Raw genomic sequence first — 24,505 nt, forward strand, 5'->3', positions numbered from 1 at the left:
ATATGGAAAAATTGGAAGCTTACTATGCCAAGGAGCGCCCCTTTAAAGGTGCAATCAACAAATTAAGAGAATTGGCCGCAAAAACCAATGCCGTTGAAACTTTAAAATGGGGCTCCCCCGTATATGTGGCAGATGGAAAAAACGTGTTTTGGATAGCAAGATTCAAAAATCATTTTGGATTGGGTTTTTTCAATGGTGTTTTTTTAAAAGACCCAAAAAAGGTTTTAATCAATGCGCAAGAAGCTAAAACCCAAGCAATGCGTCATTGGCATTTTAAGTCGATTGAGGAAATAAACGATGCAACGGTAATTGCTTATATGAACGAAGCCATTGATAATCAATTGAAGGGCATGCGATTAATCCCCGAAAAAAAGAAAAAGACCAAACTTGTAATTCCTAAACTCTTGCAAGATGTATTTTCGAAAAACATTGAAACAAAAAAAGCATTTGACACACTTACACCCTATAAACAAAAAGAATATGCCAAACATATAATTTCGGCCAAACAAGAAAAAACCAAACTTTCGCGTTTGGAAAAAATAATCCCAATGATTAACGCTGGACTTGGTCTAAATGACAAATACCGTAACTGCTGATTGTCCTAGCAAATCTTTGAGCAAGAATGTATTTTTTATAATGTCGGCAATTTCCAACCATTATGATAAGTTGTATTCATAAATTCATTGGCCGCCTCTTGTTTAAACTTACCCTGGGTCTTATCCCAGTAAACTCTATCACCCGATTTATAGGCAACATTGCCCATATGTGACACAAGTGCCGCATCATAACCAACTTCAATAGGTGCATTTAAAGATGAAACATCCCTACTTTTTACGGCGTTTATGAAATTAGTAGTATGTAAATCCAACCCATTGCCCTTATTATATTGCATTGGCATTGCTTCCATACGTTTTCCAGGTTCTTTTCCCCAACCTTTGAACTCATTTTCGGGGATTACCTCCCATCCTGATCTATCAAGGACCAAGGTACCATTGTTGCCAATGAAAGCAATGCCATGATTTCGACCATAATTACCGCCATCAATTCCTGTAGCATGCTCCCAGAGAATAGAAAAATCATCATACTCAAATACGGTTTGTAAAGTATCAGGGGTCTCAGAAGCATCATCAGGATAAGCAAATTTCCCACCTAAGGCCATTACTGATTTTGGCGTACCAGCTTTCATTCCATATAAAGCGTAATCAATCAAATGAACCCCCCAATCTGTCATCAATCCACCTGCATAATCCCAAAACCATCTAAAACTAAAGTGAAATCTATTTTTATTAAAATCCCTTTTCGGAGCTGGCCCTAACCACATATCGTAATCTACTCCTGCAGGCACTGGAGTATCTGGAATAATGGGAACAGGCTTCATCCATCCTTGATAGGCCCAAGCTTTCGCCAATCGTATTTCTCCTAATTTACCAGAATGGACGTATTTAATGGCATCCACAAAATGAGGTTGGCTGCGCTGCCACTGACCGATCTGTACAACACGATCACTTGCACCAACAAAACCTTTCATAATGTTCGCCTCTTGAATAGAATTGGCAATCGGTTTTTCACAGTACACATCTTTACCAGCTTGCAAAGCATCTATTAATTGAAGGCAATGCCAATGATCTGGTGTTCCAATAACCACGACATCTATATCCTTATTTTCCAATAGTTTTCTATAATCAGTATACCATTTAGGCTTTTTGATTCCTGCTTTCTCTAATTCAGCAGTCTTTTCTCTTAAAACATTTTCATCTACATCACATAACCCTATTACATTGGTCTCGCTTATTTTAAGAACGGAGATAAGATCTGAGAACCCCATGCCCTTGCAACCAATCAACCCAACATTAATGGTGTCATTTGGGCCTACTCTTTTTCTTATTGTTGCCAACAGTTCAATTGGGAATAAAAAGGCCGCTCCTGCTCCCGCCATAGCCAATGAACCTTTCTTCATAAAATTTCTTCTAGTGTGATGCATAACTTATGTTTTAATACCCTATGAAGTTAGCCAATTTTTATGCATAAAAAAAGCCGATACAATGATCGGCTTTCCTGTTTCCATTAAATTTAGAAGTATTACTTTTTTGCTGGAGTATTTAGTTTTTTGCTCATCTCCATTGATATGGCCGAACGATCGAACTTGAGTTTCCCAGCCATGGTCTCAATAACACATGACGTATCTTTTTCGCTTATATCTACGACTTTCCCATGTAGGCCGCTCTTAGTGATAATACGGTCACCTCTTTTTAATTCTGCTGAGAATTTTTTCTCATCTTTTTGCCTTTTCATTTGAGGGCGTATCATAAAAAAGTACGCTACCACGAAAATGAGGATCATCGGCATAAAATCCATTATACTACCACTTCCCATACTATCTATTTATATAATTGATTATCTATTTAACAGGACCTAACGGCGCTGCTCCTTTAGGATTTACAAAGGCCTTTATTTTTAACATTTCGGAACCTTTGGCAGTATTCGCAATAACAGTTATTGTTTTTGTTACTTGGTTTTGGCCCGCACCATTGAATTTAACAAGTAACTCTCCTTTTGCACCTGGTGCTATTGGGTCTTTAGGTGGGTTTGGCACAGTACAGCCACAACTACTTGTTGCATTTGTAATAACCAAAGGTGCATTACCTGTATTGGTAAAAGTGAATACTGTCTCCTGAGGTGTTCCCTGCTCAATTGTTCCAAAATCATGCTCCGATTTTTCAAATTCCATCACAGGAATTTGTTTTGAAGCTTCATCGCGCTCTGCAGCTACTGCCACATTATCTGTTTTAACTTTACTTGAGGCGTTTTCCTTACATGACACAAAGGCCATCATTGACAGTAAACTTAAACCTAAAATTGCTCTTTTCATCTGTAGTAATTTTTAATTTGTTTCAAAATTAATTAAATAATTTATAATAGCCCGCGACCAACCTTTTTAAGTTTTCCTTCGGTTTTATACTCTTTTACCAGTTTATCCAAGATGCCATTAATGAAAATACTACTTTTTGGGGTTGAGTACTCTTTAGCAATTTCCAGAAATTCGTTGATGGTCACCTTTTCTGGAATAGACGGAAAATTCAAAAGTTCGCAAATTGCCATTTTTAGTAATATAGCGTCTATATCAGCTATACGATCCTTATCCCAATTAGGTGTTTTGCCCTCAATTTCTTTTTCCCATTTGCTGTTGTTCAAAAGTGTTTTGGTCAACAATTTCTGGGCAAAATCCATATCCTCATTATCTTTCAAAAGTCTTGGCAAGAAATAGGAATCGCTTTTATCTTCACTGACCTTTTTTAACTGTTTTAAGATGAAGGTGTTAACAATAGGTATGTCATCTACCCAAGTTAGCTTATCATCTTCGAAATAGTCATATATTTTTTCGTTCGGGGCAATGACTTCTTTAAAAATAGTCGAAATAAACTCCTTGTCATCTTTAAATGTGCTCGAAGGAATAATCATATACTTAGCATAGACATCACTTTCAACTATCTCTTTATATATGAGTTTTACGTATTCCTCATTTAAATACCAATTTTTTAATTTTCTTTTTTCCAATTCTGATTTCAAACTTTCATTATCAGACAATTTTGCCAATAATCTATTTTTAGCAAACTTTCTTTTGTCCGGAAAAGAATCAGAACTATTGGAGAGGTATTTTTTGGAAGACAATTCTACCTTATTGCTGGCCAACTGTTGAATTTCAATCAACAGGCTCAGCATCAATAAATAAAGGGTATACATGTTCTCTATACTTACTTTCAGGAACTTTTCCTGTTTTTCCAAAGATTCATCTTTTGATTGGGTCAATGCATAGATACACTGCATAACTTTTACCCGAATGTGCCTTCTTGTAAGCATGTTAAAGAACTTTTACGAATTATTAATGCAAATAGGGAGCAAAAATAGTAATCTATTTTAAACTATGGCCTAGACTGCAATTAATATCTTATTTATAAAATTTATAACATTTGGTTTTATAGCAAACTTATATCTTTGGCAAATGGGCAAATCTCACCCCCCCGGTTGACCACTTTTATGAAAGAACTCAAACATCTTAATAAATATTTCAAAAAATATTGGCTAAAACTCCTGGTTGGGATGATAATTACGGTAGCGGCCAAAATTTTTCAATTGATAATGCCGTCCTATGCCAATAAATCAATTACTGTTGTAGAGGATTTTATCAAAGGTGAATTGACACAAGAGGTCGCTAAAGAGATGCTACTGGAGTTTATTCTTATAATTATTGGTGCTGCGTTGCTTTCTGGTTTTTTGACATTCTTGATGCGCCAGACTATTATTTATGTTTCTCGATATATAGAATATGATTTAAAAAATGAAATTTTTGATCATTATCAATTTCTAAGTTTAAATTTTTATAAAAAGAATAGAACTGGGGATTTGATGAACCGTATTAGTGAGGATGTTAGCCAAGTGCGCATGTATTCAGGACCGGCTTTGATGTATGGTATGAATACCATAACATTGTTCGCATGTATTATTCCCATTATGTTTATCAAGGCACCAACGCTAGCAGCTTATACCTTGATTCCACTCCCAATCCTATCTGTACTTATTTATCAAATAAGTAAAGTCATACATAAGCGAAGTACAGTGGTTCAAGAGTATCTTTCTTCACTCTCAACTTTTACACAGGAGGTTTTTTCAGGGGTTTCGGTAATTAAAGCATATGCAATTGAGCCCAAAATAAATGCAGAATTAAGTGCTTTGGCGTTAGAGGGCAAAAACAAAAGTATGGACCTAGCAAAAGTTAATGCCTGGTTTTTTCCGTTAATGATTTTACTTATTGGTATAAGTAACATTTTTGTAATATATATAGGAGGACAACAGTATATAAATGGAGAAATTGCATCTGTAGGCCTTATTATAGAGTTCATTATTTATGTGAATATGTTGACATGGCCTGTGGCAATAGTAGGTTGGCTTACCTCAATTATCCAAAGAGCTGAAGCATCACAAAAAAGAATCAATGAATTTTTAAAAGTAGAATCTGAAATTACGAATGAGGTTTCAGAAGAAACACCTATAAAAGGAAAAATAGAATTCAAAAACGTAAGTTTTACTTACGATGACACCAACATAACCGCGTTAAGAAATATTTCATTCACTATTAAAGAGGGCCAAACAGTTGCGATTTTGGGCAAAACAGGCTCGGGAAAGTCAACTATTCTGGATTTAATCGCAAGACTTTATGATGTTGGTTCTGGCCAAATATTAGTGGATGGTGAGTCTTTAAAAAAATTAAATCTCAATACCCTGCGTAAATCTATAGGCGCAGTACCGCAAGATGCTTTCTTATTCTCGGACACGATTAAGAACAATATCAAATTTGGTGATTACGACTCATCGGATGAGGAAGTAATCCAGGTGGCAAAAAATGCCGTTGTCCACAAAAATATCATGGATTTCAAAAATCAGTATGACACAGTTCTTGGAGAGCGTGGCATAACATTAAGCGGTGGGCAAAAACAAAGAGTATCCATTGCTCGAGCGCTATTGAAAAATCCGCAAATATATTTATTCGATGATTGCCTCTCGGCGGTCGACACAGAGACTGAAGAGACCATTTTAAACAACCTTCAAAAGGCGTCAAGTGCCAAAACGACCATCATTGTGAGTCATCGAGTATCATCAGCGAAAAACGCAGATAAGATCTTGGTACTGGAGGATGGAAGGTTACTGCAGGAAGGAACCCATGAAAAATTGAACAATGTAGAAGGATATTACAAGGAACTCTATATGCATCAACTAGCGGAAAAAGAAAACTAGAAATATTGTTGCTGAAATGGCTTTTTTTTTACACTTTTGAATGAAATTCCCCATTAATATTAACTAGACACTAACAGAATGCGCGACAAAGATTTAATAGATCAAGAAGAAATACACTCCAAGGTTTTAAGAGCCGGGAGAAGAACATATTTTTTTGATGTAAGAAGTACCAAAGCGGGAGATTATTACCTTACGATTACCGAGAGTAAGAAATTTACACATGATGACGGGTCGTTTCATTATAAAAAGCACAAGATTTATCTCTATAAAGAAGACTTTACCGCCTTTAGGGAAAATGTGGAGGAAATGATGGATTTCATCATTGATGAAAAAGGAAGTGAAGTAATCTCAGAAAGACATCAAAAAGATTTTAAAAAAGAAGAACATCAGGAGAATGGTGAGATGAAAGCTACCGAAAGTTTCACAGATGTAGATTTTGATGATATTTAAAATTTATTATTAAATAATACTTAAAACGACCCTCTTTTCTCAGGGTCGTTTTTTATTTTTAACCTAAGCTAATTCAAACTAAAATGAAAAGTATACTCCTAACGCTAGCTCTTTTGATTTCCTGCTCCGTTGCTGCGCAAGAAAATCTTGACCTTAACTATTATCTTCCTCAAAACGTTACTTATAACACAAACATTCCGACACCTAAAGAGGTAATAGGACATGAAGTTGGTGAGTGGCATGTTACACATGACAAACTCATGTTTTATATGCAGACCCTCGCTCAAAAAAGTGATCGGATAACCATTGAGACAAGAGGTAAGACCTTCGAGGGCAGACCAATATTGTTGCTAACTGTGACATCACCATCAAATCATTTGAATATTGAGAAAATAAGGCAGGACCATATTGCACTAACTGAAAATGGGGCCAGTTCTTTACCAACAAACTCAATGCCCATTGTTGTTTACCAAGGGTTTTCTATCCATGGTAATGAGCCTAGTGGTGCCAATGCGGGATTGGCATACGCCTATTATTTGGCAGCTGCCCAAGGTCCAGAAATAGATAACCTTTTAAACAACATGGTTATTTTAATGGATCCTTCCTTCAATCCTGATGGTTTACAACGTTTTGCCTATTGGGCAAATACAAACAAAAGCATCAACCTTGTGGCCGACAATAATGAAAGGGAATATCATGAGGTCTGGCCAGGTGGTCGTACCAATCATTATTGGTTTGACATGAATCGTGACTGGTTGCCAGTACAATTGCCAGAGAGCAGGGCTAGAATAAAGAGTTTTCATAAGTGGTTGCCTAATATATTAACCGACCATCATGAAATGGGAACTAATTCAACTTTCTTTTTTCAGCCAGGTGAGCCAACAAGAGTACACCCCTTGACCCCAAAAATGAACCAAGAGTTGACTGCAGAGATTGGAAAGTACCATGCAAAAGCGCTGGACAAAATTGGGTCATTATACTATTCTGAAGAAAACTATGATGACTATTACTATGGAAAGGGTTCTACCTTTCCAGATGTTAATGGTAGTATCGGTATTTTATTTGAGCAAGGAAGCTCCAGAGGGCATATTCAAGAAACTGAAAATGGGCTTTTGACATTCCCTTTCACAATACGCAATCAGTTTACCACAGCTTTGTCTACAATTGAAGCTGCCAAGAATATGCGTGAAAAAATCTTGAACTATCAGCGCGATTTTTACAAAAATGTAAGAGCTGAAGCTGCTAAGAGCAGAACAAAATCGATTGTTTTTGGAGATAATAAAGATGGAGCCAAAGCCTGGCATTTAGCCGAAATTCTAAAAAGACAGAAAATAAAATTCAACGAATTGGCGAACGATGTCGCAATTGGAGGAAAAAAGTATAAGAAAGGTAATAGTTACGTGGTTCCAATGAATCAAAAGAACCACCGACTTATTAAAGCCATGTTCGAAAAAAGAACTACATTTTCGGACAGTCTTTTTTATGATATTTCAGCTTGGACTTTTCCTTTAGCATTCAACGTTGATTATTCTGAACAAAGTTCTATGACAAATGCTGGAGCTGAAATTACCAATTTTGAGCCATTGTCCGGTAATGTAAGCGGAAAAAGCAGTTATGCATATTTGTTTGAATGGAATGAATATTATACCCCTAAAGCTTTGAACAAAATAGTAGAAAAAGGTTTAAGGGCCAAAGTGGCCAAATCACCTTTTAGTTTGGAGGGCAAACAATATGATTACGGTACAATAATGGTCCCGGTTCAGAATCAAGAGTTGAATGCTGACGATTTGTACACTTTTCTAAAAGATGTAGCCAATGAAAGTATGCTTAAGATAATATCTGTTGGTACTGGACTTACCAAGGGTATTGATTTGGGTAGTAATGATTTTGATCCTATTAAAAAACAAAAGGTTGCCATACTTGTCGGTAACGGAATAAGATCATATGACGCAGGTGAAATTTGGCATTTGTTTGATACACGTTACAACATGCAGTTAACCAAACTTGATGTGGCCTATTTAAGTAATGTGGATTTAAACAAATATACAGATTTGATTATTCCTAGCTCATGGGGAGGTGGACTATCAAAAAAGTATGCCGAAAAGATAAAAGAATGGGTTAAAGAAGGTGGCACATTGATTGGGTATAGAAGTGTTGCTGAGTGGCTTAATAAGAACGAAGTTATTAAGTTGAAGTTCAAAAAAGATACTTTAGTTGCTAAAAACATATCCTTTGCTGAAAAAGGAGATTTTAATGGTGCTCAAGTAACTGGTGGCGCCATTTTTGAAGCTAAACTAGATCTTTCACATCCCATAAATTATGGCTACAAGAATGATAGACTTGCCATGTTCAGGAACTCAAATGTTTATATTGAAGCTGATAAGAACAGTTATAACAATCCTATTCAGTATACCAATAGTCCTTTGTTGAGCGGATATATTTCAGAGGAAAATTTGGAGCTCTTGAAAAATTCAGTGCCCTTTCAAGTAAAGAGAGTTGGGAAAGGAAGGGTCATCGTATTTACTGACAATACTAATTTCAGAGCTTTTTGGTATGGGACAAACAAATTATTAATGAATGCCATATTTTTTGGTAAGATGATGTAAGCTACTTTAGCTTAACGTATAAAAGATTAAATAAAACTTGGGCTGAGATAATGGTTAGAGCTATTTCTTGGCCCAATGTATATCGGAGCAGTAAATAAAGTAACAAATAATACACGGGGAAGAGTATTAAGCTCATCATAAAACGCAAAGTTGTCCTGAACTCAATATCCAATGGGATTGATTTTATTCTTTTATTCCAAAGAAGCAGAATAGGAAAATTTATAATACTGAACAATATTTTCATAAAACCAGAGATCCAATTCGTGTTTCTTTTGATTGGCGTTACTTTAATATTTGGGTCAATACCAGAAATAATACCATTTACACTATTAGGATTTAAATAATCGACTTTTTGATTTTTTAATTGAGTTAAAACATTTTCATAGGTTTTCTCATCCGAAATATGAGTTGTAACCTTTTGCAGTCTATCATAGATTTCGTCTTTTAATTTAGCTTCGGTAGCAACTAAATCATCTGGGTCAAAACAATCTTGAACCGCAAAATCTTTACCTATATGCATAGAAACACTATCAGGAAACCCTTCAGCTTTCAAATAGTTTAATCCAACAGGTAGAATGCGGATATCCAAATTAGGTTCCTTTTCCAAAGCACAGAAAATCATTTTAACGAAACCTTTTCGCATAGGCCACCTTACCCTTCTTAAAATACCGTGGTTGCCCTCAGGGAAAAGCATTACGGTTTCACCATTTACCAATAAGTCTCCACATTTCTTAAAAATCGCGGGGTTGTTCTTCAAAGTATCAACGCCATCCCTGAATCTATAAATAGGCATCATTTGCAAATAATGCAAAAATTTGCTCACCAACGGTTTCTTGAATAAATCCGATCGTGCAAGAAAATAAGGATTCATTCCACAATTCATTGCAATCATCAAGGGATCCATTAATGCATTTTGATGATTTGCCAATAACATAATCGGCTTGCCTTTTGGAATATTCTCCCTGCCAACAACCTCCATTTTAGTATAATAGAAAAACAGACCTGTTCTAAGCCAGAGTTTTACAATGTTATATCCTATTTTCATGACACCAATTCTTCTTTCTTAACGGGCCTATAACCCCATACGGCCGAAAGAATCAACCCAGAGATTAAATGCCAAATTCCCCAGAAAGCCGCAAGGAGAGCCATCCCGCCCAGTCCCTCAAAAAAAGTAAATATCAACAATAAACCTAAGCCTGAATTTTGGATTCCGGTCTCAATGGTAATTGAACGTACATCCTTTTTCGAAAGACCCCCGATTTTCGCAATTGAAAAACCTGTTGCGAAAGCCACTAGATTATGAATAATGACAATCCAAAACACATAAAATATATAATCCAAAAAAATCTCTCGATTGTTATAAAGAGCAAGGAAAATCAAAGAAATGAAGAACAACAGCGAAAGAAGTTTTAAAATTTTAGCCATTTTTTTTGCTAGAATTGGTCTAGCATGATTAACCCACATTCCCAAAACCAGTGGAAATGCCAGCAACAAAGAGACCAGTTTAATCATTTCTAAAGGTGATATGGCAACATCTTTTAAAATTGTGGCAGTTGGACCATACATCGATCCCCACAACTGTAAATTCAAAGGTGTCATAAAAACTGCCAATAAGGTCGCCACTGCGGTCAGACTTACAGATAAAGCTGAATTCCCTTTGGCCAAATGTGTTATAAAATTCGAAATATTTCCTCCTGGGCAAGCAGCAACCATAAACATCCCCAAAGCAATGCTAGGAATAGGCTCGATTAACCAAACAAGTAAGAAGGTAATCGCTGGGAGCAAAAGAAACTGACTGAAAGCTCCAGTGAAAATAGGTTTAGGGTTTTTAAATAACCGCTTAAAATCATTCACTGAAATCTCCAAGGCAATACCAAACATTACCAAAGCCAAAGCAATATTCATTACCCACAGCGCCTGGCTATTGAAATTAATATGAACATTGTCAAGTATGGTTTCGGTCAAACAGTCAAGATATTTTGAGTCCGTTAGTAACAGACGATTCTGGTTGAAGCAAAACAACATCTTTCCCTTCAACTGCTCCCAAGATAAGACATTCACTCATAAAGCTTGCAATTTGTTTTTTCGGAAAATTGATAACTGCAATAATTTGTCTGCCCAAAAGTTTTTCCTTCTCATATAAAGATGTAATCTGTGCGGAAGATTTTTTTATACCTATTTCAGCACCAAAATCAATCTTAACCTGATAGGCTGGATTTCGGGCTTCGGGAAAATCCAGAACCTCTATAATGGTTCCCACTCTCATATCAATTTTTGAAAAGTCCGCCCAGTTTATTGTTTCACTCATTCGAAACTTTGATTTTATTTCAATTGTTCAATTTAAAAAATAGCAAATCAGATTACAAAAAATTGGCGAATTACTTTTAACTTTAGCTACAACTAAAAGACAACTAAATGGCAAATACCCCCAGTAATATGCTGCCTTTAGGCACAAAAGCACCTGCGTTTGATTTAATGGATACCGTGTCTGGAAAAATTCTTTCGTTGAGTTCATTAAAAGGGGAAAAAGGAACTGTCATCATGTTCATTTGCAATCATTGTCCCTTTGTAATCCATATTAATCCTGAAATATCGAAAATGGCAAAAACCTATCAGGAAGTTGGGATTTCGTTCGTTGCTATATCAAGTAATGATGTCGTGAATTACCCCCAGGATGCTCCTCACTTGATGAAACAAACGGCAATTACGGAAGGGTATATTTTCCCTTATCTCTACGATGAGTCCCAAGAAGTAGCAATTTCCTATGAAGCAGCCTGTACGCCAGACATCTACCTGTTCGATGATAATTTGAACCTTTTTTATAGGGGGCAATTGGATGATTCGCGACCAGGAAACGGCTTACCAGTTACTGGAAAAGATTTAAGAAGTGCAATTGAAGCCCTTATTCATGGTAAAGAAGCCAATACCATACAAAAACCTAGTATTGGCTGCAATATAAAATGGTTTAAAAAGTAGTGGTAATCAATCTAAATCCTCTTGGATTTCTACCAATCATTACGATCAAGTAATCCTTGAATATGTGCGCAATGGTGCTTACTATGCCAAGCATATTTACCAATATTCTCCATTACAGTCACCTGGGCATTGCCATCTGGGTGAACATAGTACTTTTCCAAATCTTGGTCAGTCAACCCTTTTAACAGAAAAACAAGTTTCGCATGTAGCGCTTTTAGATATACCAAAGACAGTTGAATAGGTGCCGTTTTCGCATCAAACAAACTGCTCCATTCTTTCTCTTCATAGGCTTTTATGAGTGGTGCGTTCTCTGTTAATGCCCATTTAAAACGAGTATAACTATGATGGTGGCTATCTGCTATATGATGCACTAATTGTCGAACTGTCCATCCTCCAGGTCTATAAGGGGTTTCTAATTGCTCTTCTGATAAATCTATTACCAAATTCTCCAGATTGATAGGCAATTCTTCCAATATCCCAATCCAATTAAGAATGACTTTTTTTGTGACTTCTGAGGGGTATTCAAATTGTCCTATAGGATATTTTAATTTTTCAATGTCCATGGCTTCCATAAACCAAAAATAGAAAATTTAATACAGTTTTAACTTGGATCTAAAGGGTCATGATTTCATTATCGATTAATTTTATGTTCTAACTGATTAGAAATTTAAAAACATTAATATGGCAACGATAAGATTAGGTGACAACGCTCCGGATTTTACTGCGGACAGCTCAATGGGAACTATTAATTTCTACGATTACTTAGGAGAAAGCTGGGGAATTCTTTTCTCACATCCAGCAGATTTCACTCCTGTTTGTACAACAGAATTAGGTACCGCTGCTAAATTCAAGGATGAATTTGACAAACGTAATGTAAAAATGCTCGCTTTGAGTGTTGATGGTGCAGATTCGCACAATGAGTGGATCAAAGACATAAATGAAGTGCAGCATACAACAGTTAACTTTCCAATAATTGCTGATGAGGACAAAAAGGTTTCTGATATGTATGATATGATTCATCCAAAAGCAGACAATAACCTAACTGTTCGCTCAGTGTTTATTATTGCTCCAGACAAAACGGTAAAATTAATGCTTACCTATCCCGCTTCAACTGGCCGTAATTTTTATGAGCTTTTAAGAGTGGTAGATTCCTTGCAGTTAACTGCATATCATAAGGTAGCTACACCGGCGAATTGGGAACATGGTCAAGATGTGGTGGTAAGTCCGGCGATTCCAACAAATGAGGCACGTGAAATGTTTGATAAAGGTGTTGAAGAAATAAAACCATATTTAAGAATGACACCAGACCCAACTTCCTAAGTTTATAACAAACTTTAGCCCCAAAAAGGTATAGTGTTTGGGGGTCAAATGCTTAATCCAAAGGGCTTAACATAAAGATAACTTACGAATTATCATACAATTAAAATTTTTAACCCTACATTTGCACTTTAATTAATATTTAATAATTTTTATTATGAGTAAAGGAACAGTTAAATTCTTCAATGATTCAAAAGGATATGGTTTTATCACTGAAGATGGTTCAAACGAAGATCATTTTGTACACATTTCAGGCTTAATCGATGAAGTTCGTGAAGGTGATGTTGTAGAATTTGAACTACAACAAGGTAAAAAAGGATTGAACGCCGTTAATGTGAAGGTAGTTGACTAGGTAACGATTTTAACTTTTTTATATGGCCCCCGATGATATTTCATTGGGGGTTTTTTTTGAAACTATTTTAGTAAAAAAATACGCAACCTTTAGGTATCGAAAGAATCTATTTGTTAAATAACAATCCCCTCTCGTATCATTTATCATTAACCAAAAATCTCATGGGAACTTTTTTAACAATCGTGTTTTCGCTTCTAATAATTAACATTATGCTCTTACTTTTGAGCACAGGAGGAGCGAAATCGAGGTAATTACTTAAATCACAGGCAAAAGGTAGGGTTTTTACATATTCAACTGTTATATATATGAATACATTATAAACCCCTTAATCTCTTTTGTTATGCCTTCTTTTTTAACTATACTCTTATCTTTAGTACTAATAAATGTTGTTTTATTTGTTGCAAGTTTGGGCCAACAATCCAAAAAACGATGAGAATAATTCAATCAAAAAAGCCTCAGTGAATTACTGAGGCCTTTATATTTAAATGGGTTACTGGATATTACTTAACCTCCATCAATTCTACATCAAAAATCAAAGTTGCGTCAGGTGGAATAACTCCTCCCGCACCGGCACTACCATAACCTAAATTGGATGGAATTACAAAACGTGCTTTATCACCAACTACTAATAAAGAAATACCTTCATCCCAACCAGCGATTACTTGACCAACGCCTAATTGAAAATCAATTGGTTGGTTACGCTTATATGACGAGTCAAAAACCTGGCCGCTCAGCAATGAACCTTCATAATGAACAGAAACTGTTCTCCCAGATTCGGCCTTGTCGCCAGTACCTTTTTGAATAATTTTATATCGAAGTCCGCTTTCAGTTTCATCAAAACCCGCTGCCACTTTATCTAATTCGGCTACTTGTCTCTCTTTCTCCTCTGCCATTCTTTTTTCTCTAGAGCTTTCAAAACTTTTAAAAGATCCTAAAGCATCCCATTTTTCTGCCTCATCTCCCACTCTAACAATTTCCAAGCTTTCAATAGAATCGGCTTGGGCTATAACGTCAACAACTTCTTGACCAGCCTCAACATGACCAAAAACTGTATGTTTGTTATCTAACCAAGGAGTCGGAACATGGGTAATGAAAAACTGACTGCCGTTTGTTCCCGGGCCAGCATTTGCCATTGAGAGTACACCAGGTGTATCATGGGTAAGTTCAGGGTGAAATTCATCATCGAACTTGTATCCAGGATCTCCGGTACCAGTACCTAACGGACAACCACCTTGAATCATGAAATCAGGTATTACCCTATGGAATTTTAGACCATTGTAATATGGCTCCCCTGTTGATTTGGCCTTATTTTCTAACTTACCCTCTGCTAGAGCGACAAAGTTACCAACCGTTCCTGGTGTTTTATCGTGAGTAAGTTTTACTAATATCTCTCCTTTCGAAGTATTGAATTTTGCGTAGATTCCGTCTTGCATTTTGCACTATTTTTTATGAGCGGCAAAGGTAAGTAATTTAGTCTTGAGATTAGAACTCAACCAAAACAAATCTACAGCAGTTATCCTTTAATTTTGGGTGGTTTTACAATACCATATTTATCAAACAGATAAATAAGACTCGTCATTGTTGCCGCTCCTAGTTCCAACTCTCTTTTGTTAACATGCTCGAACGTATCATTTTCAGCATGGTGGTGATCAAAATATCTTTGGGAATCAGGCCTTAGCCCTGCTAAAACCATTTCATCATTTTTGAGAGGTCCTATATCGGCTCCACTTCCTCCTCTAACGAACATATGAATAAGATAAGGCTCAAATAACTTTTTCCAACTTTGTACTTGTTCAAAATTAGAATCGGAGCAATCAAAAGAAAAGCCTCGCGGAGTAAATCCACCAGCGTCGCTTTCGAGTGCAAAAACATGATTTTCATTTTTATCCTTTGCGACCTCAGCATACTTATTACCGCCTCGAAGTCCATTTTCTTCATTCATAAATAAAACAACCCTAATAGTTCTTTGAGGTCGATATCCACTTTCCTTCAAAAGCCTCAACACATCCATACTCTGAACACAGCCTGCACCATCGTCATGTGAACCGTCACCTAAATCCCACGAATCTAAGTGCCCACCAACAATCATAATCTCATTCGGGTATTTACTTCCTTGTATTTCCCCTATTACATTGAAAGATTCAACATCTTCAAATTGCTTACAGTTCTGCTTAAAATAGAATTTAGTAATTGGGCTCAACTTCAATGTTGTACTCAAAAGTTCTGCACCATTGGTACTTATCGCTGCAGCGGGAATACGTTTTGAAGCATCCGTATCTCCATAACTCATAGATCCTGTATGGGGCAAATCATCCAATCTTAAGTTCATAGACCGCACAATCACACCAACCGCACCAAACTTAGCAGCCTCACTAGCACCAGCATACCTCTGATCCACACAACCTGAATACGATTGAAAAGTACTTATAAGAGTAGGGTCCATCGGCTTATTATAAAAAACAATTTTACCAGCAATTTTATCTTTTCCAAGTTTTGCTAATTGTTCTATACCGTTTACTTCAATAATATTGGCCTTTAAACCTCCTAAAGGTGTTGCTACTGATCCACCTAAAGCACAGATGGGAACATCACTTGTTATTCCTGGGGCAGTCTCAAAATATGCAAATTCCGGAGTTCCTCGTACCCATTTAGGTACCATGACCGACTGTAACCAAACACGATCAACCCCCAATGAATCTAATTGCGTTTTCGTATAATCGACAGCCTGCTGTGCTTGAACAGAACCAGATAGTCTACCTCCAATTTGATTTGACAAATGGTTAAGCCAATCATATGCTTTGCCTTTCGTAAGAGCAGCATCATATATTGCTTTGATTTGTTTTTCATCCTCGGATTGAGAAAATCCGTTCCAAACAGTAAGTAAGACAATCAGGGTAAGCTTTATAAACCTCATTCGTTTTCTAATTGTTGATTATAGGTTTCTAAATTAGCCTTTATTTTATCATCAAGTTCAGGTTCGACGATATCTTTGTATTTTTTTAACTCTTCCAATAAGACCTGTGCTACAATTACCCTGGCCGCCTTTTTGTTATCCGCTGGCACAACAAACCAAGGTGCATGTTCTTTTGAGGTATTGTTTATTGCTTCTTGATAGCATCGTTGGTATTCTTCCCATAGCTTTCTTTCTTTTAGATCACCTGGGGAAAACTTCCAGTTTTTTTCCTTCAAGCGCAGCCTTCTCAACAAACGTTGTCTTTGTTCTTCTTTAGACAGATGCAAAAAGAATTTGAAAACAATGGTTCCGTTATCAACTATATGCTTCTCGAAGTTATTTATTTGTTCAAAACGAGCATCCCAAAACTTTTGGTCAATATCTGAAACGGAGTTAACGCTAGGTATGTTCTCTCCCAAAATATATTCTGGATGAACACGGGTTACCAAAACATTCTCATAGTGTGTTCGGTTAAAAACACCAAATTTACCTCTCGCTGGCAAGGCAATATAATGTCTCCATATATAATCGTGCTTCAACTCCAACTCAGTGGGCACTTTAAAGCTATGTACAACAACACCTCGTACATTAAAATCTTTGAATACTTCCCTAATTAAACTATCCTTCCCAGAGGTATCCATCCCCTGCAAGCAGACCAAAACACTGTATTTTCCGTGTGCATAAAGTGTATCTTGAAAATCCCCCAGATCTTCTCGAATCTTCTCAAGGTCCTTCTTCAATTCCTTATCCGTAACTCCAAAATTTTCAAAGGTTGGTATTTCAGCAAGATTTACATCTTTAATGGCTTTGTATGCATTAATATCTACATTCTTCATGCCCTGAATATAAAATATTTTATCGTTGAAATGCATAATATGTTAAAAAAAACGACCGTTCAACCTAGATTTTCACTCCTAACCTAAATTATAGGAAACTTCCTGCATTCCATCGAAAAAAATGGGCTATACAGAACGCTATAACTACTTTTACCATGTATTATTCCCAAATTTTACAACTCATAAAATGCCTATATTATGAAGAAATACTACTCAGTATCAATAATTGTATTGGTTTTCTTTTTCTCTTCTTTCAAGGTAGACAAGGCATGTGAATATGCTGGTTCTAACATTAATTACGTAAAGAAACAAACTGAAAAAGCAATTGCTGTCGACGACATCAATCAAGCTAGGTACTTTGCTTATAAAGCTTTGAACGCCATTGAAAAATCCAAAAAGCAATTAAAGGAATGCGGTTGTGAATATGCTGCTGAAAGCATAGCCGAGGGGCTTGCCAATCTAAAACTGGCAACAAAAGCCACATCATTGAACGGCACCAGAATTCTATTGAACAGGGCACTTGAAAATACCTTGGGCGGAATAGAATCTCTTGAAGAACATGAATTACATGATAGCCAGTATGGGAGTGATCTATTGGCTATGAACACCGTAGTCTCAGAAGAGAAAAAGATGGCAATGAAAAAACCTGGGAAAAAGGATTTTGAGCGAAAAATCGATATTTCACTTGAAAAATATAGAGCATCCCTAAACGAAATAGTCAATTCAGTAGATTGCAGTGAAGCACGAGCCTTTGCTCAAAACATATATACACATTGTGAGCAACAGCTGCTGATTCAAAACCTGACTGAAGGTAAAAAGTATTATAACTTACGAACCAAGGAAATTACGGCCGAGGCTTTGGAAAAACTTAATGAATGTAAATAATCAAATCCTATTTACTGGCAAAGAGTTTTACATCTTCTTCCGTCACTTCTTGACCACCTAAAATAATCAAGCGCTCAACAACATTTCTCAATTCTCTAATGTTACCTGTCCAGTCGTAGCCTTTTAATAGCTTAATTGCATTTTTCGAAAATCCTTTAGGAGAAATGCCTTGTTCACTTGCTATTTTGCTCGCAAAATGATTAATCAAAAGAGGAATGTCTTCCCTCCTGTCATTAAGTGAAGGCACCTTAATCAAGATTACTGCAAGGCGATGGTATAAATCTTCCCTGAACTTATTTTCCTTTATCTCTTTTGCAAGGTCTTTGTTTGTTGCTGCAATTACCCTTACGTTTACTTTGATATCTTTATCAGAGCCTACCCTCGAAATTTTATTCTCTTGTAAAGCGCGAAGTACCTTGGCCTGTGCCGAAAGGCTCATATCACCAATTTCATCCAAAAATATGGTTCCTTTATTTGCGGCTTCAAATTTACCTGCTCTATCTTTTACGGCCGAAGTAAAGGCACCTTTCACATGACCGAACAATTCGCTCTCAATAAGCTCTGAAGGTATGGCCGCACAATTTACTTCAATGAAAGGTGCTGAGCTTCTAGGGCTCTTTTCATGTACCCAATGGGCAACCAGTTCTTTTCCTGTACCGTTAGAACCTGTTACAAGTACCCTAGCATCAGTTGGGGCTACTTTTTCAATTATATCCTTAATGGCGTTGATTTCTTTACTCTCGCCAATCATCTCATAATTCTTGCTGACCTTTTTCTTCAAGATTTTATTTTCAACCACCAATTCCTTTCTATCCAAGGCATTACGAACTGTGGTTAAAAGGCGGTTTAAATCGGGAGGTTTTGATATGTAGTCGAACGCCCCCAAACGCATGGTATTAACGGCAGTATCCAGGTCTCCATGCCCAGAAATCATAATAAATGGTATTTCGGGTTTTATCTTACTTGCCGCTTCGAGCACCTCAACACCGTCCATTTTTGGCATTTTAATATCACACAAAACCAAGTCATAGTCATTGTTTTTAATGGCTTCAATTCCTCTCAAACCATCTTCGGCTTCTTCAACCTGATAAGAATCGCTTTCTTCCGAAAGTATTTTCACCAATACTCTACGAATGGCTGACTCGTCCTCTACAACTAAAATTTTTGACATATTCAAATTATTTATATTCCTATTCTAAACCCAGTCCTAAAATACAAACTAGGCTCATCATTCAATGTAAAAATATCATTTCTATCGTTATCCCGTAACACGCCATCTTGAAATAAGGTGTGCCCAACATAACCGTAGAACGACATATTTTTGGATATGTTATATTGATACCCCATTGTAAATAATGCCGCTGATGATGAGATAGAAGATGCAAAGCCTGTATTTGGGAGAATGATGTTATTTTGAAGATTAACGAAATATCCGTCCAGGATAAATTCGGCCTGAATCATATGATTTTTTTTCAAATGATGTTTCAAACCTGTTTTGGGTACACCGATCACATATGTCCATTTGGGGTGGAATTTTTTTTCGAAATATATGATAGGTAATGGTATTCTAAGAGCCACAGTAGAATTGTAAGCAATTCCCATTACCAAACGCATTGGTTTTTCAATATTCTGTTTGTCCTTAAAAGCACCAACCGTAACGTTCACTGATACATCACCATTCTCAAGGCTATTGGTCAAGGTAGACGACAATCTTGGAGTAGCTACACCTATAAAACGCCAATCCTCGTTGTGCTTATAAACATAGGCAAGATTAAAGTCCACGACATGAAGATTTTTTATCCCCTGGACATCAAAAGGGGCTTGGTCACCTATTTTATAGGCCAAATAATTATACTCGGCTCCAAGAATAATATTATCAGTTTCTCGAACTTTGATTGGGGCATTTGCCACCAATTTAAACCGAGAGAGTTCTGCTTCGGCCTTATTTTGTGGCATCAACATATATTCCAATCTAAAAATATCCGGTGATTGTGCGTTTCCAAGTTGAAAGCAACAAACCGCCAAAATATAACCGATTGACTTTATACTTTTTTTAAGCAATATTGTAATTTTCATTAGCCATTACACAATCATCCTGGGGTATGTCCCATATCTCTAACATCAATATTTAATCCATTTGAACAGTTCTTTGTAACTGGGTTTCTTGCCGTACATAAGAATTCCTACCCTATAAATCTTAGCTGCTAACCAAACGATACCAATAAACGTTATAATCAACAATAGAATTGAAGTTATCAGTTCCCAAACGGGGACACCACCGTCACCTATTCCTCCGGGCAACCTCATGAGCATAACAATTGGTGAAGTTAGAGGAAATAGCGAGAAGCCAACAGCAATTGGACCATGTGGATTACTAAAAACAGAGAAGAATCCAACATAAATGGCCAACATTAACGGTAAAATAATCGGAAATATAAATTGCTGAGTATCCGTTTCATTGTCCACGGCGGCACCTATTGCTGCATAGATAGAGCTATAAATCAAGTAACCCAATATAAAATAAACCACGAAAAAGCATATAAGCATAAACCAAGGTATTTTGTAAAGTTCTTGGGCATAGGCCTGCATAGTCTCATTTACAGAGGGTACAGGCGGTGCCATATTTTCAGCAAGGCCGTTGGTTATATCAGTCCCACTATTCAAGGCCGAAGGATCAATATCGAAAATCGAAAACGCAACCATTAAAAGTAGTGTTGCTGAAACTATCCAAATGGCAAACTGTGTTATACCTGCCAAAGATGTCCCGATTATCTTCCCCATCATTAATTGAAATGGCTTAACTGAGGATATAATCACCTCGATAATTCGACTGGTTTTCTCTTCGATTACACTACGCATAACAAAACCACCATAAATAATAATGAACATCATAATTAGATAGCCAAATCCGCCCCCGATAATTGCCTTGATCTCATTAATACCCTTAAGGTTTTGCTGCCCATCAAAGGTTGCCGTATTTATTTCGTAATCTTTATCCATTGATGCAAACTCCTCGGTCGACACACCCAAATCCTGCAATCTTCTTTCCCTTAAGCGACTTTGAAATATACTTTCCAACTTACTTAGGACCGAACTACTTGGAGCTTCTTTTGTATAGAAATAAGTATTCTCTGTCACCTTTTCAAGTTTACTTTCGTCAGGAATATGCAGAAGTCCATAATACCCTATTTGAGATGTTGAGTCCTTAGCTTCTTGTAATGTAACATCTCTAAAGTGAACATAAGACGTACCCTCGGTAGTATGAAAATCATTAGAGAAATAACCACTCTCATTAAACACCCCTATTATCCGTTTTTCATTATCGTTTATTTTTGTTAGATATGCTATAAGTACAATCATACCAACCATTAAAATTGGACTTAAAAAAGTCATGATAACAAATGACTTATTCCGAACCTTAGCCAAATACTCCCGTTTTATGATCAATGGTAACTTATTCATTTGCATCTTTACTTTGAACAGTTTGAATAAATATCTCGTTGGCAGAAGGAATGGTCTCAACAAATTGGTTCACATTGGCCTTGTTGGCCAAAAATGTCAACATTTCACCTGAATCATTGGTTGGTAACTGCACAGTGAAATCCAATTGGTTTTCCAGTGGATTAATTTCAGAAGCAGTCAAATCAAATTTACCTGACAGCTCCCTTAATAAGGCGTCTGGGTTTTTTACCTCAAGCCCAACATTGTAGATGTTGTTTTTATATTCCTTTTTAATATTGGATAGTTTTCCGTCAAGAATTTTCTCAGACTGATGAATCAGTGCTATATATTCACAGAGCTCTTCAACCGATTCCATTCGATGAGTCGAAAAGATGATGGACGTACCGTTTTCTTTTAAATTCAGGATTTCGTCCTTAATAATGTTTGCATTTATGGGATCAAAGCCACTAAAAGGCTCATCGAAAATGAGCAATTTAGGTTCATGGAGAACGGTAACAATAAATTGAATCTTTTGGGCCATACCTTTGGATAGTTCTTGAACTTTCTTGTTCCACCAATCCCCTATATCCAGTTTTTCGAACCAATATTTCAACCGTTTTTTAGCCTCAGATTTACTCAACCCTTTTAACTGGGCCAAATACAAGGCTTGTTCGCCTACTTTCATACTCTTGTACAATCCTCTTTCTTCCGGTAAATAGCCTATTACAGAAATATGCTTAGGCTTCAACAATTCACCATCAAAATACACCTCTCCCGAATCTGGATGGGTAATCTGGTTGATAATCCGTATTAATGTTGTTTTACCAGCACCATTAGGACCAAGCAGGCCATAAATACTGTTCTCAGGAATTTCCAAGGAAACTTTGTTAAGAGCAATATGTTTCCCGAATTGTTTGGTAACCTCTTTAGTAACCAAAATGTTGTTCATGTAAGCAATTTTGCCAAAGATATAGAATTGCTTTAAACTAAGAACCTCCTAAAAAACAAAACCCACCCTTAATCAAATTAAGGATGGGAAAAAAATTGCTATGAAAAAGAAAATTAATATTGGTTTCCCAATATTAAATCAAATATACGTTTTTTATTTAATACTTAATTTGTTCTCCTTTAAGAGAACATATCTTTCACTTTCTCGAAGAATGACTTGTCAGATTTCTCTGGTTTAGGCTCAAAATTATCATTACCACTCATTCGTTCAAAAAACTCTTTTTGCTCCTTATTAAGTTCTTTAGGAGTCCAAACATTTACATGCACCAAAAGGTCTCCACTACCATAACCATTAATACTGGAAATACCCTTGCCCCTTAGTCTCAATATTTTACCAGATTGAATTCCCGGTTCTAGTTTAATTCGAACCTTACCGCCTACGGCATCAATCTCTTTAGAGGTACCTAAAACGGCTTCTGAAATACTTATATAAAGGTCGTAGTGTAAATTATCACCCTCTCTTTTTAGAGTAGCATGATCTTGTGTTTCAATCGCAACTAACAAATCTCCAGGGATTCCGTTTCCGGGAGCTTCATTCCCCTTACCAGGAACTTTTAACTGCATGCCGTCTTCTACGCCGGCAGGTATTTTAATAGATACCGTTTCTTCGTTTACTTTTAAACCTTGAGCATCAGCATCACTCGGCCTATTATCTATTACTTGTCCACTACCTGCACAAGAACTACACGCGGCCGCTGTTTGCATTCTACCTAAAATGGTATTGGTCACCTTTGTAACTTGACCTCTTCCTCCGCAAGTACTACATGTTTTGTATGTTACCCCTGCCGCTTGCATCTTTCGGCGAACTTTAACTTTTTTTTCAACACCGTTGGCCACTTCTTCCAAAGTCAACTTCACCCTGATTCTCAAGTTACTTCCTTTTACCCTTCGCTGGCCACCGCCACCAAAGCCACCGAAACCACTAAATCCGCCGCCGCCGCCAAAGGCTCCACCGAAAATATCCCCAAATTGACTAAAGATATCATCCATGTTCATTCCGCCACCGCCGAAGCCGCCGCCACCCTCAAATGCAGCATGACCATATTGATCATACCTAGCTTTTTTATCAGGATTACTAAGTACCTCATAGGCCTCCGCAGATTTCTTGAAAAGCTCCTCTGCCTTGGCGTCACCAGGATTTTTATCAGGATGATGCTTCAAAGCCTTTTTACGGTATGCCTTCTTTATTTCCGCGGCCGTGGCATTCTTATCAATGCCCAATATTTCATAATAATCTTCCTTCATGTTCGATTTTTAGTTTCCAACAACCACTTTTGGATGACGAATTATCCTATCTCCCAATTTATACCCTCTTTCAACTACATCAATGATCTTGCCTTTCAATTTTTTATTTGGTGCTGGTATTTGAGTAATTGCATCATGTATTTCGGCATCGAAAGTATCTCCCTCCTTAGTTCCTACATCTTCCATGCCTTTAGATTTTAAAGTCTCTCGTAGCTTTCCATTGATTAACTCAACACCCTTAAACATTTCTTTATCCTCCGATTTGGACAATTCTTTTAAAGCTCGTTCAAAATCATCTAGAACAGGCAGTAATGAGACTATGACCTCTTGCCCAGCAGTCTTGAACAAATCCATTCTTTCTTTGGATGTGCGCCTTTTATAATTTTCAAACTCAGCGAACAAGCGAAGAAATTTGTCCTTCTCCTTAGCCAGTTCTTCTTGAAGCTTTTCCTCTACAGACAAATTTTGTTCCTCCTTAGAAGCTCCTTCTTGTCCGTTTTCGATATCTATATTCATTTGCTCTTCAGAGATAGGCTCATTTACCTCTTTGGCTTTATCTTTCTTACCCATTTAGTATAAAAGTTTTAATCTTGATTTGTAAGATGGCAAAAGTACTGCCATTTCTTTAAAAATGTCAAAATGTCAT

Annotated in this window: 25 protein-coding genes; 8 read left to right on the forward strand and 17 right to left on the reverse strand. The window is 36.7% G+C overall.

Translation table 11 applies throughout. The annotated features are described in order from the left end of the window. The first annotated feature begins 2 nt into the window (after window positions 1–2). Window positions 3–596, forward strand: coding sequence for a YdeI/OmpD-associated family protein (locus tag FB2170_RS02360; protein ID WP_013304897.1), 594 nt, complete (start codon window positions 3–5; stop codon window positions 594–596). A 35-nt stretch (window positions 597–631) separates the two neighbouring features. On the opposite strand, the gene FB2170_RS02365 is transcribed toward FB2170_RS02360, so the two are convergent. The 4 genes from FB2170_RS02365 to nusB all read right to left on the reverse strand — a co-directional run bounded on the left by FB2170_RS02365 (window position 632) and on the right by nusB (window position 3,825). Beyond that, window positions 632–1,957: a Gfo/Idh/MocA family protein gene (locus FB2170_RS02365; protein ID WP_013304898.1), complete on the reverse strand. Its 1,326-nt coding sequence runs from the start codon at window positions 1,955–1,957 to the stop codon at window positions 632–634. A 122-nt stretch (window positions 1,958–2,079) separates the two neighbouring features. Beyond that, entirely contained in the window at window positions 2,080–2,373 is a 294-nt protein-coding gene (gene yajC / locus FB2170_RS02370; protein ID WP_013304899.1) for a preprotein translocase subunit YajC, read from the reverse strand. A 25-nt stretch (window positions 2,374–2,398) separates the two neighbouring features. Next, window positions 2,399–2,869 (reverse strand): DUF1573 domain-containing protein, encoded by a 471-nt coding sequence (locus tag FB2170_RS02375; protein WP_013304900.1) that lies wholly within the window; start codon window positions 2,867–2,869, stop codon window positions 2,399–2,401. Window positions 2,870–2,910: 41 nt separating this feature from the next. Beyond that, window positions 2,911–3,825, reverse strand: coding sequence for a transcription antitermination factor NusB (gene nusB / locus FB2170_RS02380; protein WP_013304901.1), 915 nt, complete (start codon window positions 3,823–3,825; stop codon window positions 2,911–2,913). Between the two features lie 210 nt (window positions 3,826–4,035). Between nusB and FB2170_RS02385 the strand changes: the two genes are divergently transcribed. The 3 genes from FB2170_RS02385 to FB2170_RS02395 all read left to right on the forward strand — a co-directional run bounded on the left by FB2170_RS02385 (window position 4,036) and on the right by FB2170_RS02395 (window position 8,846). Next, complete coding sequence (locus FB2170_RS02385) at window positions 4,036–5,790, forward strand: ABC transporter ATP-binding protein (protein WP_013304902.1); 1,755 nt, start codon at window positions 4,036–4,038, stop codon at window positions 5,788–5,790. A gap of 78 nt (window positions 5,791–5,868) precedes the next feature. Then, window positions 5,869–6,240: a PUR family DNA/RNA-binding protein gene (locus FB2170_RS02390; protein WP_013304903.1), complete on the forward strand. Its 372-nt coding sequence runs from the start codon at window positions 5,869–5,871 to the stop codon at window positions 6,238–6,240. 83 nt (window positions 6,241–6,323) lie between these two features. Continuing rightward, window positions 6,324–8,846, forward strand: a complete 2,523-nt coding sequence (locus tag FB2170_RS02395; RefSeq protein WP_013304904.1) for a M14 family metallopeptidase — start codon at window positions 6,324–6,326, stop codon at window positions 8,844–8,846. 1 nt (window position 8,847) lies between these two features. Here FB2170_RS02395 and FB2170_RS02400 read toward each other — a convergent pair whose 3' ends face one another. The 3 genes from FB2170_RS02400 to FB2170_RS02410 are packed head-to-tail and all read right to left on the reverse strand — an operon-like array spanning window position 8,848 to window position 11,154. Next, window positions 8,848–9,891: a lysophospholipid acyltransferase family protein gene (locus FB2170_RS02400; protein ID WP_013304905.1), complete on the reverse strand. Its 1,044-nt coding sequence runs from the start codon at window positions 9,889–9,891 to the stop codon at window positions 8,848–8,850. Continuing rightward, window positions 9,888–10,811 (reverse strand): bile acid:sodium symporter family protein, encoded by a 924-nt coding sequence (locus tag FB2170_RS02405; protein ID WP_013304906.1) that lies wholly within the window; start codon window positions 10,809–10,811, stop codon window positions 9,888–9,890. Before FB2170_RS02405 ends, FB2170_RS02400 begins: the two co-directional genes overlap by 4 nt. Window positions 10,812–10,815: 4 nt before the next feature. Next, complete coding sequence (locus tag FB2170_RS02410) at window positions 10,816–11,154, reverse strand: tRNA-binding protein (protein ID WP_013304907.1); 339 nt, start codon at window positions 11,152–11,154, stop codon at window positions 10,816–10,818. 107 nt (window positions 11,155–11,261) lie between these two features. On the opposite strand from FB2170_RS02410, the gene FB2170_RS02415 reads away from it, so the two are divergent. Continuing rightward, complete coding sequence (locus FB2170_RS02415; RefSeq protein ID WP_013304908.1) at window positions 11,262–11,822, forward strand: thioredoxin family protein; 561 nt, start codon at window positions 11,262–11,264, stop codon at window positions 11,820–11,822. A 29-nt stretch (window positions 11,823–11,851) separates the two neighbouring features. On the opposite strand, the gene FB2170_RS02420 is transcribed toward FB2170_RS02415, so the two are convergent. After that, window positions 11,852–12,394, reverse strand: coding sequence for a YfiT family bacillithiol transferase (locus FB2170_RS02420; protein ID WP_013304909.1), 543 nt, complete (start codon window positions 12,392–12,394; stop codon window positions 11,852–11,854). 109 nt (window positions 12,395–12,503) lie between these two features. Between FB2170_RS02420 and FB2170_RS02425 the strand changes: the two genes are divergently transcribed. Continuing rightward, a complete protein-coding gene (locus FB2170_RS02425; RefSeq protein ID WP_013304910.1) occupies window positions 12,504–13,142 on the forward strand; it encodes a peroxiredoxin in 639 nt (212 codons plus the stop codon). Between the two features lie 154 nt (window positions 13,143–13,296). Beyond that, window positions 13,297–13,491 (forward strand): cold-shock protein, encoded by a 195-nt coding sequence (locus tag FB2170_RS02430; RefSeq protein WP_013304911.1) that lies wholly within the window; start codon window positions 13,297–13,299, stop codon window positions 13,489–13,491. Window positions 13,492–13,991: 500 nt separating this feature from the next. On the opposite strand, the gene FB2170_RS02435 is transcribed toward FB2170_RS02430, so the two are convergent. The 3 genes from FB2170_RS02435 to FB2170_RS02445 all read right to left on the reverse strand — a co-directional run bounded on the left by FB2170_RS02435 (window position 13,992) and on the right by FB2170_RS02445 (window position 17,280). Beyond that, window positions 13,992–14,924 (reverse strand): peptidylprolyl isomerase, encoded by a 933-nt coding sequence (locus FB2170_RS02435; protein ID WP_013304914.1) that lies wholly within the window; start codon window positions 14,922–14,924, stop codon window positions 13,992–13,994. An 80-nt stretch (window positions 14,925–15,004) separates the two neighbouring features. Continuing rightward, entirely contained in the window at window positions 15,005–16,405 is a 1,401-nt protein-coding gene (locus FB2170_RS02440; protein WP_013304915.1) for a M20/M25/M40 family metallo-hydrolase, read from the reverse strand. After that, window positions 16,402–17,280 (reverse strand): PPK2 family polyphosphate kinase, encoded by an 879-nt coding sequence (locus FB2170_RS02445; protein WP_041632993.1) that lies wholly within the window; start codon window positions 17,278–17,280, stop codon window positions 16,402–16,404. The genes FB2170_RS02440 and FB2170_RS02445 overlap by 4 nt, the downstream gene beginning before the upstream one ends. Before the next feature lie 198 nt (window positions 17,281–17,478). Here FB2170_RS02445 and FB2170_RS02450 point away from each other — a divergent pair, with 198 nt between their 5' ends. Further along, the gene (locus FB2170_RS02450) at window positions 17,479–18,165 is read left to right on the forward strand and encodes a hypothetical protein (RefSeq protein ID WP_013304917.1); all 687 of its coding nucleotides are present in this window, start codon (window positions 17,479–17,481) and stop codon (window positions 18,163–18,165) included. Between the two features lie 7 nt (window positions 18,166–18,172). Here the strand turns inward: FB2170_RS02450 and FB2170_RS02455 are convergent, their stop codons facing one another. The 6 genes from FB2170_RS02455 to FB2170_RS02480 form a co-directional block, all read right to left on the reverse strand. Next, complete coding sequence (locus FB2170_RS02455; protein ID WP_013304918.1) at window positions 18,173–19,336, reverse strand: sigma-54-dependent transcriptional regulator; 1,164 nt, start codon at window positions 19,334–19,336, stop codon at window positions 18,173–18,175. An 11-nt stretch (window positions 19,337–19,347) separates the two neighbouring features. Continuing rightward, window positions 19,348–20,241, reverse strand: coding sequence for a DUF6268 family outer membrane beta-barrel protein (locus tag FB2170_RS02460; RefSeq protein WP_013304919.1), 894 nt, complete (start codon window positions 20,239–20,241; stop codon window positions 19,348–19,350). Window positions 20,242–20,286: 45 nt separating this feature from the next. Then, window positions 20,287–21,627, reverse strand: a complete 1,341-nt coding sequence (locus tag FB2170_RS02465) for an ABC transporter permease (protein WP_041632995.1) — start codon at window positions 21,625–21,627, stop codon at window positions 20,287–20,289. Next, entirely contained in the window at window positions 21,620–22,555 is a 936-nt protein-coding gene (locus tag FB2170_RS02470; RefSeq protein ID WP_013304921.1) for an ABC transporter ATP-binding protein, read from the reverse strand. Before FB2170_RS02470 ends, FB2170_RS02465 begins: the two co-directional genes overlap by 8 nt. Window positions 22,556–22,734: 179 nt before the next feature. After that, a complete protein-coding gene (dnaJ, locus tag FB2170_RS02475) occupies window positions 22,735–23,859 on the reverse strand; it encodes a molecular chaperone DnaJ (protein ID WP_013304922.1) in 1,125 nt (374 codons plus the stop codon). A 9-nt stretch (window positions 23,860–23,868) separates the two neighbouring features. Further along, a complete protein-coding gene (locus FB2170_RS02480; RefSeq protein WP_013304923.1) occupies window positions 23,869–24,429 on the reverse strand; it encodes a nucleotide exchange factor GrpE in 561 nt (186 codons plus the stop codon). Between the last annotated feature and the right edge of the window lie 76 nt (window positions 24,430–24,505).

The organism is Maribacter sp. HTCC2170 (assembly GCF_000153165.2).
Lineage (GTDB): Bacteria > Bacteroidota > Bacteroidia > Flavobacteriales > Flavobacteriaceae > Maribacter_A.

What these genes read in the sequence shown, in the direction of transcription:
- FB2170_RS02400 (WP_013304905.1), bottom strand. Translation starts at nt 9,891, where the DNA reads ATGAAAATAGGATATAACATTGTAAAACTCTGGCTTAGAACAGGTCTG.
- FB2170_RS02440 (WP_013304915.1), bottom strand. Translation starts at nt 16,405, where the DNA reads ATGAGGTTTATAAAGCTTACCCTGATTGTCTTACTTACTGTTTGGAAC.
- dnaJ (WP_013304922.1), bottom strand. Translation starts at nt 23,859, where the DNA reads ATGAAGGAAGATTATTATGAAATATTGGGCATTGATAAGAATGCCACG.
- FB2170_RS02460 (WP_013304919.1), bottom strand. Translation starts at nt 20,241, where the DNA reads ATGAAAATTACAATATTGCTTAAAAAAAGTATAAAGTCAATCGGTTAT.
- FB2170_RS02410 (WP_013304907.1), bottom strand. Translation starts at nt 11,154, where the DNA reads ATGAGTGAAACAATAAACTGGGCGGACTTTTCAAAAATTGATATGAGA.
- FB2170_RS02435 (WP_013304914.1), bottom strand. Translation starts at nt 14,924, where the DNA reads ATGCAAGACGGAATCTACGCAAAATTCAATACTTCGAAAGGAGAGATA.
- FB2170_RS02470 (WP_013304921.1), bottom strand. Translation starts at nt 22,555, where the DNA reads ATGAACAACATTTTGGTTACTAAAGAGGTTACCAAACAATTCGGGAAA.
- FB2170_RS02480 (WP_013304923.1), bottom strand. Translation starts at nt 24,429, where the DNA reads ATGGGTAAGAAAGATAAAGCCAAAGAGGTAAATGAGCCTATCTCTGAA.
- yajC (WP_013304899.1), bottom strand. Translation starts at nt 2,373, where the DNA reads ATGGGAAGTGGTAGTATAATGGATTTTATGCCGATGATCCTCATTTTC.
- FB2170_RS02360 (WP_013304897.1), top strand. Translation starts at nt 3, where the DNA reads ATGGAAAAATTGGAAGCTTACTATGCCAAGGAGCGCCCCTTTAAAGGT.
- FB2170_RS02375 (WP_013304900.1), bottom strand. Translation starts at nt 2,869, where the DNA reads ATGAAAAGAGCAATTTTAGGTTTAAGTTTACTGTCAATGATGGCCTTT.
- FB2170_RS02425 (WP_013304910.1), top strand. Translation starts at nt 12,504, where the DNA reads ATGGCAACGATAAGATTAGGTGACAACGCTCCGGATTTTACTGCGGAC.
- FB2170_RS02385 (WP_013304902.1), top strand. Translation starts at nt 4,036, where the DNA reads ATGAAAGAACTCAAACATCTTAATAAATATTTCAAAAAATATTGGCTA.
- FB2170_RS02455 (WP_013304918.1), bottom strand. Translation starts at nt 19,336, where the DNA reads ATGTCAAAAATTTTAGTTGTAGAGGACGAGTCAGCCATTCGTAGAGTA.
- FB2170_RS02465 (WP_041632995.1), bottom strand. Translation starts at nt 21,627, where the DNA reads ATGAATAAGTTACCATTGATCATAAAACGGGAGTATTTGGCTAAGGTT.
- FB2170_RS02430 (WP_013304911.1), top strand. Translation starts at nt 13,297, where the DNA reads ATGAGTAAAGGAACAGTTAAATTCTTCAATGATTCAAAAGGATATGGT.
- FB2170_RS02420 (WP_013304909.1), bottom strand. Translation starts at nt 12,394, where the DNA reads ATGGAAGCCATGGACATTGAAAAATTAAAATATCCTATAGGACAATTT.
- FB2170_RS02365 (WP_013304898.1), bottom strand. Translation starts at nt 1,957, where the DNA reads ATGAAGAAAGGTTCATTGGCTATGGCGGGAGCAGGAGCGGCCTTTTTA.
- nusB (WP_013304901.1), bottom strand. Translation starts at nt 3,825, where the DNA reads ATGCAGTGTATCTATGCATTGACCCAATCAAAAGATGAATCTTTGGAA.
- FB2170_RS02450 (WP_013304917.1), top strand. Translation starts at nt 17,479, where the DNA reads ATGAAGAAATACTACTCAGTATCAATAATTGTATTGGTTTTCTTTTTC.
- FB2170_RS02445 (WP_041632993.1), bottom strand. Translation starts at nt 17,280, where the DNA reads ATGAAGAATGTAGATATTAATGCATACAAAGCCATTAAAGATGTAAAT.
- FB2170_RS02415 (WP_013304908.1), top strand. Translation starts at nt 11,262, where the DNA reads ATGGCAAATACCCCCAGTAATATGCTGCCTTTAGGCACAAAAGCACCT.
- FB2170_RS02395 (WP_013304904.1), top strand. Translation starts at nt 6,324, where the DNA reads ATGAAAAGTATACTCCTAACGCTAGCTCTTTTGATTTCCTGCTCCGTT.
- FB2170_RS02390 (WP_013304903.1), top strand. Translation starts at nt 5,869, where the DNA reads ATGCGCGACAAAGATTTAATAGATCAAGAAGAAATACACTCCAAGGTT.